Here is a 15,014-nt window from a genome sequence, read left to right on the forward strand (position 1 = left end):
GGTCATGATCCAAGACCTTAAGCGGAAAACGGCGATTTGCCCGGGTTTCGGCGACACACCGTAATGCCGCGCCGATACGACACAGCGCGGTAACCCGGCCGATGCGCCCCGAGCCTGCGCCGATGCGCTGAAAGCCCGCGTTGCGGACCCCCGTACCCTGGACGGGTGGATTCGATCGGACAGGCAGTGCTGTCTCCCGCCCCTGCGGCCGCGGACGGCGCACGCAGTTACGAGGTCCGCACCTTCGGTTGCCAGATGAACGTGCACGATTCCGAACGCTTGTCGGGCCTGCTCGAGGACGCGGGTTATGTGAAGGCCGCGCCGGGCGCGACGGCCGATCTCGTCGTCTTCAATACCTGCGCGGTACGCGAGAACGCGGACAATAAGCTCTACGGCACCCTCGGGCACCTCGCGCCGATCAAGGCCGGTCGGCCGGGCATGCAGATCGCCGTAGGCGGCTGCCTGGCGCAGAAGGACCGTGACACCGTTGTGCGCAAGGCACCGTGGGTGGATGTGGTATTCGGCACCCACAACATCGGATCGCTGCCGGTGCTGCTGGAACGCGCACGGCACAATGCCGAGGCGCAGGTGGAGATTCTGGAATCGCTGGAGGCGTTCCCGTCGAGCCTGCCCGCCAAGCGCGAATCCGCCTACGCGGGTTGGGTTTCGATCTCGGTGGGCTGCAATAACACTTGCACGTTCTGCATCGTGCCGTCGCTGCGCGGCAAGGAGGTCGACCGCCGTCCGGGCGATGTGCTCGCCGAGGTGCAGGCGCTGGTCGATCAGGGCGTGCTGGAAGTCACACTGCTCGGTCAGAACGTGAATTCCTACGGTGCGTCCTTCGCCGATCCCGAGGAGGCGCGCGATCGCGGCGCCTTCGCCAAACTGCTGCGCGCGGCCGGGCGTATCGATGGGCTGGAGCGGGTGCGCTTCACCTCGCCGCATCCGGCCGAATTCACCGATGACGTGATCGAGGCGATGGCTGAGACGCCGAATGTGTGCCCGCAGTTGCATATGCCGCTGCAGTCCGGTTCGGATCGGGTACTCAAGGCGATGCGCCGCTCCTATCGCAAGGCGCGCTATCTCGGCATCATCGAGAAGGTGCGCGCGGTGATGCCGCATGCCGCGATCACCACCGACATCATCGTCGGCTTCCCCGGCGAGACCGAGCAGGATTTTCAGGAGACCCTGGATGTGGTTCGACAGGCACGGTTCACCAGCGCCTACACCTTCCAGTACTCCAAGCGGCCCGGCACACCCGCTGCGGATATGCCCGACCAGCTGCCCAAGGCGGTGGTGCAGCAGCGCTACGACCGGCTGATCGCGCTGCAGGAGGAGATCTCCCTGGATGCGAACAAGGCGCTCATCGGCACCGAGGTCGAATTGCTCGTCGCCGAGGGCGCGGGCAAGAAGAACGCCGCGACCGCCCGCATGAGCGGGCGCGCCCGCGACGGTCGGCTGGTGCACTTCCGCCCCGAAGGCGCCGCGGCGAAGATCCGCCCCGGTGACATCATCACCGTCGACATCACCGACGCGGCCCCGCACCACCTGATCGCCGACGCCCCGGTCAAAACCCTCCGCCGCACCCGCGCGGGTGACGCCCACGAACGCGGTATCACCCCCAAAACCGACCCCATCGGCGTCGGTCTCGGCCTCCCGCGCGTCGGCGCAGCCACTCTCGAACCTGTGGCGGCCACAGGCTGCTCGACCGGCTGCGGCGCATGAACAGTCGGCCGGGTGACGACGACCTGACGCGCGCTGGAGGAACGGATCCCGCACGCGGCGCGTCCGGGGCGAGTTCGTCCCAGTCGAATTCGATTGACGCGGAGCCGGATCGCGAGGCGCGTGCAGGTGAGAGCACGGCGCCGAACACTGAACCCCGCGAAGTCGCGCCCAACTCACCTGAGGTGAATTCGCCTGCGGCAGGTGCGGAGGACGCGGGTACTACCGGCCGTAGTGGGGCGGCTGCGGGGGATGGTGAGGGGGATGGCACAGTGGATGCGGATAAGGCAGCGGAGCAGGGATCAGCCGAAGGAGACGAGGGCTCAGTGAACTCGGTCGAGAGCAGTAATGGCTTCGAACAGTTCAAGGACGAACTCGATGCCGTCGAGCGGCGCATTGCCGGGGAGATCGATCCGGGGGTGCGCGCGATGGTGGTCGCGGGCGCGGTCTTCCTGCTGCTGTTTTCGCTGGTGCTGTCGCATGCGGGTGGGGCCCGCGGGTTCGATGTGCTGCTGGGCACCGACGCCGCACGCGCCGAGCACATCGGCTTGCCGTCGCGGATCTTCGTCTGGTTCGCGGTACTGTTCGGCATCGGCTTTTCGCTGCTCGCACTGATGACCCGCCGCTGGGCGCTCGCCTGGATCGCGGTCGCCGGGTCGGCCATCGGCAGCGTCTTCGGCGTCTTCTCGATCTGGCACCGCCAGACCCCCGGCCTCGGCAACTTCCACGGCGCCGGCCCCGGCGTCGGCCTCATCCTCGGCACCATCGCCATCATCGTGCTGACCTTCCACTGGATCCGCGTCGTCTGGAGCCGCACCGCACTGCAACTCGCAGCGGAAGAACAGCGCCGCAACGCCGCGGCCGCCGCCGAGGAACGCGACCGCCGCCGCCTTACCGGCGACTCCTGAACCATCCGGCATCGGCCGGATCTACCCGGGCGTGGCGGATGCCGCTGGAAAGCGGCTGCTATGCCCCCGGCGTCCCGGCCATAGTGTAAGCGCGGCTACTCCGGCGCCGCGGCCAGCCGATCTTGGTTGTCAACAGATCATGCGGCGCAGTGATGTGGTGGGCATCTATGCGCGTCAACGGGTCGCGTCGGCAGTGGCGCGCGTCAACCCGCTGCACGGCGGACCGATGCGGTCCGCACCGGTCCGCCCTCCGCAGGATCAGCGGTTGCTGACCGCGCCTTCCGCGGCCTCGGCCCACTCGCGCCACTGTTTGGCCTGCTCCATTGCCTTCTCGGCATCGCGCTTATTGCCTGCCGCGGTTGCCTTGGCGGCCTGCTCCTCGAATTGGGCGACGCGCTCGCGGAACTGGGCGGCGCGGGCCACGGCCTCCGGATCGGTGCGGCGCCACTGGGCGTCGACCGCATCGCGAACCCGCTTTTCTATAGTGCGGAGTTTGCCTTCGAGTTCCTGGATGCGTTCGCGCGGCACTTTGCCGATCGCGTCCCATTTGTCCTGGAGTTCGCGCAGAGCGGCGCGGGCGGCATCCAGACCGGTGGCCGGATCGATGTATTCGTAGGCGTGCAGCAGTTCTTCCTTGGCGGCGGCATTGTGCTCGAATTCGGCGTCGCGCTCGGAGACGGCGGCATTGCGCGCGGCGAAGAAGACGTCCTGGGCGCTCTTGAAACGCCGCCACAGTGCCTCGTCGGCCTCGCGAGGTGCCCGGCCCGCGGCCTTCCACTCGGCGAGCAGATCGCGGAACACACCGGCCGTGCCGGCCCAATCGGTGGAGCCGGACAATTCCTCGGCACGCACGCAGAGTTCTTCCTTGCGCGACTTCGCGGCCGCGCGTTCGCGATCGAGATCGGCGAAGTGTGCGCCGCGGCGGCGGTTGAATGCCTCACGCGCCTTGGAGTAGCGCTTCCACAGTGCGTCGTCGACCTTGCGGTCTACGCCGCGGATGGACTTCCACTCGTCCAGGATTTCGCGCAGCCGATCGCCGGCGGCCTTCCACTGGGTGGATTCGGTGGCGATCTTCTCGGCCTCGGCGCACAGCGTTTCCTTGCGCTCGGTGTGCTCGTGCCTGGCCTTTTCCTTCTCCTCCTTGGCGTGCGCCGCCGCTTCTTCGGAGTGTTCGGCAATGGCCTGCAGGCGCTGCGCCAGCCCGTCGACATCGCCGATGACCGCCGCGGTCGGCAGCGATTCGGCGATCGTGACCGCGGCCGCCTTGGTCTTACGGGCATCCGCTCCGGCGGCCAGGCGCGCCTCCAGTAGCGCCACCTCGGTGGCCAGATCGTCGAACCGACGGCCGAAATGCGCCAGACCCTCGGCGGCGTCACCGGCCTGCCAGGATCCGACGATCCGCTCGCCCTCGGCGGTCTTCACCCATGCGGTGCCGTCGTCGTCGACGCGACCCCAGGCGCTCGGGTCACTGACGGTCGGGACGACGACGGGATGCGGATGCTGCTGCGCGGCCGGACCCGGCGCCGGCTTGACCGCATGTGGCTTGGGATGGGCCGCCGACCCGCCCGGTTTGGGGGTCGCGGCCGGCTTCGGGGCGGCGGAGGGTTTCGGCACGGCGGCCTTCGGGGAATCCGAGGGGCGCGGCGTGCTGCCGGGGGTCGCTTTCGCCGTTCCGTTGCTCTCGCTCATTGCTCCTCGTCCCTGCCGCGCGTCACGGCTGCCTGGTTACGCCCTAGCTCACTCCATTGAACCCGGTCCGAGCCCTGTAAACCATCGATCAATACCCTTCGACTGATGATTTCCGGGGAAATCAACCCGTGATGACCTGGGTTGTAGCACCTCGAACACTATCAATCTCGGCCGAGTTTGCGGCAAAGACACTCGAAGCCCGAGGTTGCGGGCGCGGCAGCGGTGGTGTGGATCGCCCATTTGGGGAGCGACTACGGTTACGGCGTGTTCTCCATTGCGGCCCTGGTCCCGTCGCCGCCGATCCTGGTGCCCGAGCTGTGTGGCGCGGTCGCGGGCGCGGCCGGGCCGGATGCCGATGACGCACCGGCGGTGTTGCGCGCGGCCGCGCTCACGGCGGCCGGCGCGCTGGCCGCGACGACTCGGCACTGGACCGTTGTCAGTGTGGGCGCGACCGCGCAGGTCGTCGGCCCGGATGCGGTCGGCACCTTCCGCGGTTTCGGTGCGGACGTGCGGGTCGCGTTGTCGGAGGATGCGCTGTCGCGATCGCGGCGCACACCCGGCGCGGCGGATCCGCGGCAGCCGCTGCCCGCGCTGATCGCCGGGTGGTTGCGTGGTCAGGTCGCCCCGGAGGTGGTGGCCGTGACGACCCTCGTCGTCGCCGACACCCCCGCTGACGAGTGCGCCCGAATCGGCGGGCGGTTGCGAACCGCCCTGGATGGTTCGCCTGAGCCGACGGGCGTTCTCGTCGTCGCGGACGGTGCCGCGACGCTCACCCTCAAAGCGCCGGGATACCTCGATGAGCGTGCCGCCGACGTGCAGCGCGAGCTGGACCGGGCACTGGCCGAAGGCGATACAGCCGGACTGCTCGCCCTGGATCCGGCCCTATGCGCCGAACTCGTGCTGTCCGGCCGCGCGGCCTATCAAGTGCTCGCCGGACTATTCGCCGCCGATCCGATCGCGCCATCCGTCGAAACCCTCTACAGCGATGCCCCGTTCGGCGTCGGATATCAGGTGAGCCTCTGGCGGCCGAGTGCTTCGGGAGGTGATCGGTGACAACGCCGATCGCCGTCGTCGGTCCCACCGCCACCGGTAAATCTGATCTCGGCCTGGACCTCGCCGAACGACTCGGCGGCGAAATCGTGAATATCGACGCGATGCAGCTCTACCGCGGCATGGACGTCGGCACCGCGAAACTGCGGCCCGCCGAACGCCGGGATATCCCGCACCACCAACTCGATGTCCTCGAAGTGACCGAAACCGCCACCGCCGCCGCCTATCAGGCCGCGGCCAGCGTGGATGTGCGCGAGATCATGGCGCGTGGCCGGACGCCGATCATCGTCGGCGGATCGATGATGTATGTCCAAGCGCTGTTGGATGATTGGGAATTTCCGGCCACCGATCCGGCGGTCCGCGCGCGCTGGGAGGCCCTGTTGACCGAGCGCGGCGTCGGCGCGGTGCACGAAGCACTGAAAGCGGCCGATCCGGCGGCCGCGGCGACCATCCTGCCCACCGACGGCCGCCGCATGGTGCGCGCGCTCGAGGTCGTCGAACTCACCGGCCGTCCGTTCGCGGCCTCGGCGCCGGTCATCGGGAAACCGCGCTGGGGCACCGTGATCATCGGCGTGGACCGCGACACCGCCGAACTCGACGCGCGTATCGAACGGCGCACCGCGCTGATGTTCGAGGCCGGTCTGGTCGACGAGGTACGTGGACTGATCGACAAGGGTCTGCGCGAGGGCGTCACGGCGCGCCGGGCGATCGGCTATGCACAAGTCCTGGCGTATCTGGACGACGAATACGATCTGAACCACGCGCAAGAACGCACCCTGATCGGCACCCGCCGCTATGTCCGGCGGCAGCGCTCGTGGTTCCGCCGCGATCCCAGGGTGCGGTGGGTGGACGGCGCCGATCCCGATCTGATCGCGACCGCGTTGTCCGTGCTCGAGAAGGAACGGATTCCGCAGTGACACGTCGTGTGAGTACGCGCAATGCCTCGGTCCAGGTCTGGCAGGCGTATCTGAACAACCGGACCAAGCGCCACCGCGACGGCCGATTCCTGGTGCAGGGCGTGCGCCCGATCAACCAGGCGATCGCCAACGACTGGCCGCTGGAGACAATGCTCTACCGACTCGGCGCGCCGGAACTGTCGAGCTGGGCCCGGGAACTACTGGAGACCAGTGGCGTACCGCAGGTCGGCCTGGTGCCGGAGTTGATGGCCGAACTCGGCGAAAAGTCCAGCGGCATACCGGAATTGGTGGCCGTCGCGATATTCGGCCAGCCCGAGCTGGACACCTTCGAGCCCGGCGAACCCGGTGCTGCCGTGCCACCCGTCGTGGTGGTTTTCGACCGACCCAACTCGCCCGGCAATCTCGGTACGCTCATCCGCTCCGCCGACGCATTCGGCGCCAGCGGCATCATCGTGACGGGTCACGGTGCCGACCAATACGATCCGCAGGCGGTCCGCGCCTCCACCGGCTCACTGTTCGCTATGCCGGTCTTCCGCGCGGCGGGGCCCGCGCAGGTGCTGGAATTTCGCGATCGCCAGATCCAGCGCGGCATCCCCACCCGCATCGTCGGCACCGATGAACACGGCGCGGACGCGGTCTTCGACTACGACTTCACCGAGGCGACGATTCTGGTCGTCGGCAATGAAACCACCGGCATGAGTGCGGCCTGGCAGCAGGCCTGTGACGATATGGTCTATATCCCGATGGGTGGCACCGCCAGCTCGCTCGGTGCGCCCTCGGCCGCCGCGATCGCGCTGTACGAAATTTCGCGGCAGCGCCGTACGTTGGTTCGAGGACGATAAGCAGGGAGAATGCGCGACGTGTCGGATATCGAGTTCACCAAGGGCCACGGCACCGAAAACGATTTCGTGGTGCTGCCCGATCCGCAGGTCCGGTTGGACCTGACACCGGGCCGGGTCGCCGCGCTGTGCGATCGCCGCCGTGGACTCGGTGCGGACGGTGTGCTGCGGGTGGCGCGTGCCGGTGCGCTGCGCGAAGCGGGGGTGCTCGCCGAGATTCCCGAGGGCATCGCCGATACCGACTGGTTCATGGACTACCGCAATGCCGACGGCTCGATCGCCGAGATGTGTGGCAACGGGGTGCGGGTTTTCACGCACTACCTGGCGGCGAAGGGGCTCGAATCGCGGACGGAGTATGTCGTCGGCAGTCGTGCGGGGGCTCGTCCGGTCACGGTGCATTCCGGTGGACCTGCTGATGGCGAGGTCACCGTGGGGATGGGCATCGTTCGCGAGCTCGGTGCGTCGAATGCGACCATCGGTGGTTGGGCCCTGCCCGGCATCGGCATCGATGTCGGCAACCCGCATCTGGCCTGCGTCGATTCGAGCATGTCGGTGGACGCGCTCGCCAAACTCGATCTCACCGTCGCCCCCGGCTTCGACCCGGACCTGTTCCCACAGGGCGTGAATGTCGAGATCCTGACCGGACTGGTCGACGGCGCCGTCGATATGCGCGTGTACGAACGCGGCGTCGGCGAAACCCGCTCCTGTGGAACCGGAACCGTCGCCGCTGCGGCAGCCGCCTTGGCCGCCGACGGTTTCCACATCGCCACCGGCACCGGCGAGGTGCGCGTGCGCGTGCTGGGTGGCGAGGTCACCGTCCGGCTCGCCGAGGGCGCGGCCTGGTTGCGCGGACCGTCGGTGCTGGTCGCGACCGGTCGGATTGCCGAAGCCTGGTGGTCGTCGCATTCGTCGAGTTGAGGGGGTGATCCCCCTCACGCCCGAATCGGTGTGACCGGGTGCGGCGCCGGGATCGGCCGCGTCCGGGGATAACCGAATGCACAACGGTGAGCAGTCGTGGCAGCATGGATGACGTATGACGAAATCGAAGACTTATGAATTCACTCCGGCCGCCGACGACAGCAACCACGTCGCGGCCGCCGCGGACACGACGGAAGACACCGGCGATGTAGTCGCCGAGCACGCCGCGCGGATGCGGCGGTCCGGTTGGACCGCGGACCCCACGGTCGGCGAGATGCAGCTCGACGAGCGCTCCTCGCTGCGGCGTGTCGCGGGTCTGTCGACCGAGCTCACCGATATCACCGAGGTCGAATACCGGCAGCTGCGACTGGAGCGGGTCGTGCTGGTGGGGGTATGGACCACCGGTAGCGCGACGCAGGCCGAGGCCAGCATGACCGAACTGGCGGCACTGGCCGAAACAGCGGGTTCGGAGGTGCTCGAAGGACTGATCCAGCGTCGGGACAAGCCGGATCCGGCCACCTATATCGGTTCCGGTAAGGCCGACGAACTACGCGCCGTGGTACTCGAAACCGGCGCCGACACCGTGATCTGCGACGGTGAACTGACCCCGGCGCAGCTGACCGCGCTGGAGAAGGTCGTCAAGGTCAAGGTGATCGACCGGACGGCACTGATCCTGGATATTTTCGCCCAGCACGCCACCTCCAGCGAGGGTAAGGCGCAGGTTTCGCTGGCCCAGATGGAATACATGCTGCCGCGACTGCGCGGTTGGGGTGAGTCCATGTCCCGGCAGGCCGGTGGTCGCGCGGGCGGCAACGGTGGCGGTGTGGGTCTGCGTGGTCCCGGTGAAACCAAGATCGAGACCGATCGCCGCCGCATTCGCGAACGAATGGCGAAGTTGCGCCGCGAGATTCGCGAGATGAAGACCGCGCGGGATACCAAGCGGGCCCGTCGCACCTCCAGCGGCATCCCGTCGGTCGCCATCGTCGGCTACACCAACGCGGGTAAATCCAGCCTGATGAATGCGCTGACCGGTGCGGGTCTGCTGGTCCAGGACGCACTGTTCGCGACCCTGGATCCGACCACCCGTCGGGCCGAACTGGACGACGGTCGCGAGGTCGTCTTCACCGATACCGTGGGCTTCGTGCGGCATCTGCCGACCCAGCTGGTCGAGGCGTTCCGGTCCACCCTGGAGGAGGTCACCGGCGCCGATCTGCTGCTGCACGTCGTCGACGGTTCCGACCCGCTGCCCGCCGAACAGATCAAGGCGGTCCGCGAGGTGATCACCGACGTGATCAAACAATCGGGGACACCGGCGCCGCCGGAACTATTGGTGGTCAACAAGATCGACGCGATCGAGCCGGTCGAGCTGACCCGGCTGCGCGCGATGCTGCCCGATGCGTCCTATGTCTCGGCGCACAAGGACACCGGCATCACGGACCTGCGCGAGCGTCTCGCCGAGGTGCTCGGCGGCCTCGACGTCGAAATCAGTGTGCTGCTGCCCTACACCCGTGGTGATCTGCTCGCCCGCGTCCACGCGGACGGTCGTATCATCAGCTCCGAGCACGAGGAGGGTGGCACCCGGCTGCGCGCTCGTGTCCCGCACGCGCTGGCGGCGGCGCTGTCCCCGTTCGCACATGCCGGTGGATCGTCGGACACTGAGGGCGCGGGTTCACCGGCGGCGGACGACATTCCTTAGCCGGATACCGGCGGCGGGTGTAGTACTTCGGGCGCCTCGACGAGATGTATTCCGCGCCACTGGTTTCGGGGATACATGGGTAACTCGTCGGATATGCGCGAAACGTGACCGGCTGATCGGCCCGCCGGTCCGGAGATCCGAACCGGCCCCACACCTACGGTCGGCAGAAGTTCCGCCAGAGGCGGAGGAGCACAAGCGAATTCGCTGCGCTATCGTCATCGAATCGACATCAGGAGGGTAAATGTCGCATGACCACTCCGGTCCGGCCGATTCGGGTGATCGGCTTTCCGGTACTTCCTCGCCCGGCGCCCCGGTGCTGAGCGACGGTGCGCCACTATCGGTTTCGCTCACCGAAACCGATATTCGGCTACTCGATACGGTGTTCGCACCGCTGCGCGCGTGGACGAGTCCGCGGTTCTACGGCCTGGAGAACATTCCGGCCGAAGGGCCGGTACTGCTGGTCGGCAACCATAATCTGATGGGCGCTATCGATGCACCGCTATTGCTGCCCGAGGTGCTGCGCAGGCGCGGTCGACTGATTCGTGGGTTGGCCGAGAATGTGCTCATCAATGTGCCCGGTATCCGTCAGCTGCTGCACCACTTCGGTACGGTGCGTGGCAACCGCAGCAACTGCCTGGCGCTGCTGGCCCGCGGCGAGGCCGTCCTCGTATTTCCAGGTGGCGGTCGCGAAGCGGTGCGCCGCAAGAACGAAAAGTACGTCCTCAAATGGGAGGGCCGCTCCGGCTTCGCGCATATGGCGATCGAGGCGGGCGCGCCGATCGTGCCGGTGGCGATGATCGGCGTCGAGGACGCCTACGACATCGTCTTCGACGGCGACCACCCGGTCATGCGACCGCTGCGCTGGGCCGTCGAGGCACTCGGCCTCAGCCGCGACCTGACCCCGCCGCTGATCCGTGGCGTCGGCCCGACCGGTATCCCGCGCCCCGAGCGCTTCTACTTCTCCGCCGGTGCGCCGATCGACCCGACGCCGTGGCGGGATGCGACGGATAAGCATGCCGCCGCGATGGAATTGCGTGATGTGGTGCGCAAGGAGTTGGAGGAGGAGCTGAAGTTCCTGTTCAGCGAGCGCGATCGTGATCCAGGTCGCACCCTTTTCGGTCGACTGCGCAGTCTGTTCTGAGTCTGGTATCAGTTATTTGTCGGTAACTCTCCAGACCTTGGCCGAATGGCTGCAACGAGCGTGCGTACGGCGGCGGTAGCGGGTGTAGCAGCAGCTCCGGTGGAATTTCCAGCCGCATCGGGTGGCTTTCTCGCGTCCGCGGCCACCGTCGCCGATCCGGTCGTGGCGTCCGGCAAACTGCTCGCCTCGTCGTGCTCGACCGATGGCTCGGATGTCGCCGAGGTCGCGGATTCGGCGACCTGGCAGGCGCGGACCGATGCCGCGCAGTTCTTGTGGCCCGTGCTCACGCAGGGTCTTCGGGCTGCCTGCCCAGCATCTCAGGGTTTGCCGATCGACTTGCTGAACCACCTCCGACGCGCCAGGTGAGACTACGGTTTCTGGCCCAGAAGTAAACGACGGTTCTCATTTCGAGTACTGTGGGTAGCAACGACGGGTCGGTGTGGGCCGGCCGTGTGGTCACTAGGAGGTCGGCGTGGAGCGCACACTGTTCGAACCCGAACACGACCTGTTCCGGGAGTCGTTCGGCAAGTTCCTCGATCAGCACGTCGCGCCGAATCACGCGAAGTGGGAAGAGCAGGGCATTGTCGACCGCGAGGTCTGGCTCGAGGCCGGTAAACAGGGATTCCTGGGTATGGCCATACCGGAGGAGTACGGCGGCGGCGGGGTGAAGGACTTCCGCTACAACGCGATCGTCGCCGAGGAGTCGGTGCGCGGCCAATACTCCGGCCTCGGCTTCGCCCTGCACAACGATGTGATCGCACCTTATCTGCTCGAACTCGCCAACGATGAGCAGAAGCAGCGCTGGCTGCCCGGCTTCTGTTCCGGCGAGATCATCACCGCCATCGCGATGACCGAACCGGGCACCGGCTCCGACCTCCAGGGCATCAAGACCCGCGCGGTCCGCGACGGCGACGACTGGATCCTCAACGGCGCCAAGACCTTTATCACCAACGGCATCAACTCCGATATCGTCATCGTGGTCGCCCAGACCGATCCGGACAAGGGCGCGATGGGCTTCAGCCTGCTCGTCGTGGAACGCGGTATGCCCGGCTTCGAACGCGGCCGCAACCTCGACAAGCTCGGCTTGAAGGCCCAGGACACCGCCGAGTTGAGGTTCACCGATGTACGCGTCCCGGGTAAGAACCTGCTCGGCACCGAAGGTATGGGCTTCATCCATCTGATGAACAACCTCCCGCAGGAACGCCTGTCGATCGCCGTCATGGCGGCCGCGGCCATGGAAGCCTGCCTGGCGATGACCATCCAGTACGTGCGCGACCGCAAGGCCTTCGGCAAGCCGATCGGCGCCCTGCAGAACACCCGCTTCGTGCTGGCCGAACTGGCCACCAAGACCACCGCCGTGCGCGTGCTGGTCGACCGCTTCATCGAGGACCTGAATGCGGGCAAGCTGTCCGTCGAGGACGCCGCCATGGCCAAGTGGTGGAGCACCGAGGAGCAGCTCGATCTCATCGACCGCTGCCTGCAACTGCACGGTGGCTACGGCTACATGAAGGAATATCCGATCGCCAAGGCCTACCTGGACGCCCGCGTCCAGACCATCTACGGCGGCACCACCGAAATCATGAAGGAAATCATCGGCCGTTCGCTGAAACTGAGCTGATACCAACCGGTTTCGCGCCCCAGCCGCAGGATCTGATCCACGGCTCGGGCGCTTTCGTCGAAATCGAGCCTGTTGCGCCACCGGCCGAAGTTGTCTAGTCCTGTAATCGGGCCACCGCGGTTCGAAGGGCGAGGAAAGGGTAGGTCGGGCACAGTGACGGAGCAGGCCCTCGGACAGCAGCACACCTTCGGTGCGAGCGCATTCGCGACCACGAGAGATGGGCGTCGGCTGCACTATATGGTGCGCGGAACAGGCGAGCCGACGGTTGTGTTCGAGTCGGGGATGGGTTTTTCGCGGTCGATCTGGGGGCTTGTGCAACCGGTGATCGCCGATCGGATGCGCGCTGTTGTCTACGATCGAGCCGGTACCGGGCACAGTGACGACGATGCGCGACCGCGGACGCTGGAACGGATGGCCGGGGATCTCGATACTCTGCTGTGTGCCCTGGGTGCGGGGCCCTTCATCCTGGTCGGACACAGTTGGGGCGGTCCCATCGTCCGGGTCGCCGCGGCGGCCGATCTCCAACGCATTCGGGGAATTGTGTTGGTGGATCAGAGCGATGAGAATTGCGAACTGTACTTCGCGCCGTCAGCGGATAAACGATACGCGATAACTCGAGTGCTTATGCCCGCACTCGCCCGTTCGGGTCTGTACCGAATGCTCGGCGGCAAGGTGGGTGGTGCGCAGCCGGCCGATATCGCCGCGGACCACCGTGCCGAGGACTTCACCGTGCGAGCCGCGCGGACCCTGGTCGCCGAACAGGATCAGTTCGGCGGCGAGCTGCGGCGCCTACGCGAACGTCCACCCGAACTCGGCGCGCTGGACATCAGCGTTATCTCCGGCACGAAACAGCCACGCATCGATAAGAACACCCGAAATGCGTTGACCGCAGCCCATTGCCGCACTGCGAGCGCATTGCCCAATGGACGGTTGGTCGAGGCGAGGTGCTCGGGGCATCTGGTGATGTTCAGCGAGCCCGAGGTGATCGTCGAGGAGATTCGCCGCATGGCCGCGGACGCGTAACTCCGATATACGGATCTCCTTGACCGTCAATGGTTTACGGCCTTGCGCGGTCCATCGTCATCGCGGACAGCAATTCATATCCGACATGCGCGGCGGCGATACCGGTGATTTCCGCGTGGTCGTAGGCGGGCGATACCTCGACGATATCCGCTATCGGTCGCGGCGACCTCATCGATGCGCGGCAGCCGGGCGAAGGTCGCGGGGCCGCCGTAGCGGGGAATGGCGGTGGCATCGACCGGTCCGACAGTGTTCATGGTCGAATGCTCCTTTCTGGGGTGCTATCGAGTGTCCGCCAGTGCGCCGCCCTTCAGGGCGGTGGTGAAGGCGGACGCGGGAGGGCCGCCAAGGCCCGAACGTGCCCTAGACCGGACGTTCTTGCTGCGGTCGGTCGATGCGGTCGAGTGGGCGCAACCAGCGCCGCCCAGCCCAGGTCATACGCCATTCGTGGGCTAAGACGTCGTTCGAGACGGCGCGATTGTCTCCGCATCCGTTCGTGTGGCCTGAGATTCCAGTAGGACGGTGGTGATGGTCGCGGCGGTCCAGCCGAGGCCCGCGCCCGGACGGGTGGCGAGATAGGAGGCGATCTGTTCGCCTGTCCAGGCGTGGGATTCGGTCAGCCCCGCGGCGAGGTGGCGGATGTAGAAGGCCGACGGCGGGTTGCCTGGGAGATCGGTGTAGCGCCAAGGTGCGGTAATGGTGAGGACCGGATGTTCTTCGAAAGTACCGGTACAGACAACGGTTTCGTAGCGACCGGGACCGAGCGTCAAGCGGCCGTGGGTGATCGCTTCGCCAAGGTCGAGGTCGGTACCGGGGGTTCGGTACATCTCCTGGGCGGCGATATCGCAGAACTGGTCGGTGGTGACCAGATGGGCGCGGGCAGCGGTTTCGCCCAGTGCGTCGGGATCGTAGAAGGCTCGCCCACCGGTCCAAGTCAGGGATTCGGTGGCGAAGTATTGCAGGCCGGGGAGCCTGAGCGGTACGGAACGCAGCGGTTCGGCCCGGTGGCGGCAGCCGGGGAGTGCCACCGCGCCGCCGTCGGGTGTGCCGCCGGTCAGGTAGCAGCGCAGACGGCTCGAGTGCATATTCGAGCCGTACGACGCGTACCACACGGTCTCGGTCATGGCGCTGGTCCGGGCATCGCACCCGCCTTCCGGTCGGAATCGCCTATAAGACGAGGATGCCACGGGCGGCGGTATCAGCGCCGTGCGACCGTGAGCATGGCCGGCACCAGCGAGTTCGGCAGTGGCCGATGCACCGGCCGCCGTTGGATGACGGTGAATCCGGCGGCCTCGACCAGCGACCGCATCTGCTCCGGCGGCGGAAAGTAGCCGTGCCCCCGCACACCGGGCGGCTGTAGGGCAGTGCCCACCGGCCGCGCGGATTATTGATCACGATCGCGAGTAACCCGGCGGGCACGAGTACCCGATGGAATTCCGCACCGACCCGTACGTCGCCACCTGCTGCGCCATCCTCGCCCCGGCCTCACCACCTGG

General features: G+C 67.0%; 14 protein-coding genes and 1 pseudogene. 11 read left to right on the plus strand and 4 right to left on the minus strand.

Annotation, left to right across the window (positions count from 1 at the left end):
• The first annotated feature begins 165 nt into the window (after positions 1–165).
• Complete coding sequence (gene miaB / locus ACW2Q0_RS19620; protein WP_457192171.1) at positions 166–1,725, plus strand: tRNA (N6-isopentenyl adenosine(37)-C2)-methylthiotransferase MiaB; 1,560 nt, start codon at positions 166–168, stop codon at positions 1,723–1,725.
• A gap of 323 nt (positions 1,726–2,048) precedes the next feature.
• A complete protein-coding gene (locus ACW2Q0_RS19625; protein WP_457192173.1) occupies positions 2,049–2,630 on the plus strand; it encodes an Rv2732c family membrane protein in 582 nt (193 codons plus the stop codon).
• Positions 2,631–2,888: 258 nt separating this feature from the next.
• On the opposite strand, the gene ACW2Q0_RS19630 is transcribed toward ACW2Q0_RS19625, so the two are convergent.
• Positions 2,889–4,319, minus strand: a complete 1,431-nt coding sequence (locus ACW2Q0_RS19630) for a DUF349 domain-containing protein (RefSeq protein ID WP_457192175.1) — start codon at positions 4,317–4,319, stop codon at positions 2,889–2,891.
• A 240-nt stretch (positions 4,320–4,559) separates the two neighbouring features.
• Here ACW2Q0_RS19630 and ACW2Q0_RS19635 point away from each other — a divergent pair, with 240 nt between their 5' ends.
• The 9 genes from ACW2Q0_RS19635 (at position 4,560) to ACW2Q0_RS19675 (ending at position 13,521) form a co-directional block, all read left to right on the plus strand.
• Entirely contained in the window at positions 4,560–5,372 is an 813-nt protein-coding gene (locus ACW2Q0_RS19635; RefSeq protein ID WP_457192177.1) for a hypothetical protein, read from the plus strand.
• Complete coding sequence (gene miaA / locus ACW2Q0_RS19640) at positions 5,369–6,286, plus strand: tRNA (adenosine(37)-N6)-dimethylallyltransferase MiaA (RefSeq protein WP_457192179.1); 918 nt, start codon at positions 5,369–5,371, stop codon at positions 6,284–6,286. Before ACW2Q0_RS19635 ends, miaA begins: the two co-directional genes overlap by 4 nt.
• A complete protein-coding gene (locus tag ACW2Q0_RS19645; RefSeq protein ID WP_457192181.1) occupies positions 6,283–7,128 on the plus strand; it encodes a TrmH family RNA methyltransferase in 846 nt (281 codons plus the stop codon). The genes miaA and ACW2Q0_RS19645 overlap by 4 nt, the downstream gene beginning before the upstream one ends.
• A 27-nt stretch (positions 7,129–7,155) precedes the next feature.
• A complete protein-coding gene (gene dapF, locus ACW2Q0_RS19650) occupies positions 7,156–8,043 on the plus strand; it encodes a diaminopimelate epimerase (protein ID WP_457192332.1) in 888 nt (295 codons plus the stop codon).
• A gap of 232 nt (positions 8,044–8,275) precedes the next feature.
• Entirely contained in the window at positions 8,276–9,739 is a 1,464-nt protein-coding gene (hflX, locus tag ACW2Q0_RS19655; protein WP_457192334.1) for a GTPase HflX, read from the plus strand.
• Between the two features lie 241 nt (positions 9,740–9,980).
• Positions 9,981–10,880 (plus strand): lysophospholipid acyltransferase family protein, encoded by a 900-nt coding sequence (locus ACW2Q0_RS19660; RefSeq protein ID WP_457192183.1) that lies wholly within the window; start codon positions 9,981–9,983, stop codon positions 10,878–10,880.
• 99 nt (positions 10,881–10,979) lie between these two features.
• Positions 10,980–11,246, plus strand: coding sequence for a hypothetical protein (locus tag ACW2Q0_RS19665; RefSeq protein WP_457192185.1), 267 nt, complete (start codon positions 10,980–10,982; stop codon positions 11,244–11,246).
• 106 nt (positions 11,247–11,352) lie between these two features.
• On the plus strand, positions 11,353–12,498 hold the full coding sequence (locus ACW2Q0_RS19670) for an acyl-CoA dehydrogenase family protein (RefSeq protein WP_457192187.1): 1,146 nt from the start codon (positions 11,353–11,355) through the stop codon (positions 12,496–12,498).
• A 153-nt stretch (positions 12,499–12,651) separates the two neighbouring features.
• Positions 12,652–13,521, plus strand: a complete 870-nt coding sequence (locus tag ACW2Q0_RS19675) for an alpha/beta fold hydrolase (protein WP_457192188.1) — start codon at positions 12,652–12,654, stop codon at positions 13,519–13,521.
• Positions 13,522–13,555: 34 nt separating this feature from the next.
• On the opposite strand, the pseudogene ACW2Q0_RS19680 reads toward ACW2Q0_RS19675, so the two are convergent.
• From ACW2Q0_RS19680 to ACW2Q0_RS19690, 3 genes and pseudogenes are all read right to left on the minus strand, one after another.
• Positions 13,556–13,672, minus strand: a pseudogene (locus ACW2Q0_RS19680) (arginase family protein); the annotation flags it as partial.
• A 298-nt stretch (positions 13,673–13,970) separates the two neighbouring features.
• Positions 13,971–14,642, minus strand: coding sequence for a histone deacetylase (locus ACW2Q0_RS19685; RefSeq protein ID WP_457192190.1), 672 nt, complete (start codon positions 14,640–14,642; stop codon positions 13,971–13,973).
• A gap of 74 nt (positions 14,643–14,716) precedes the next feature.
• The gene (locus ACW2Q0_RS19690) at positions 14,717–14,890 is read right to left on the minus strand and encodes a hypothetical protein (protein ID WP_457192192.1); all 174 of its coding nucleotides are present in this window, start codon (positions 14,888–14,890) and stop codon (positions 14,717–14,719) included.
• Positions 14,891–15,014: the final 124 nt, after the last annotated feature.

Source organism: Nocardia citri (assembly GCF_054065835.1).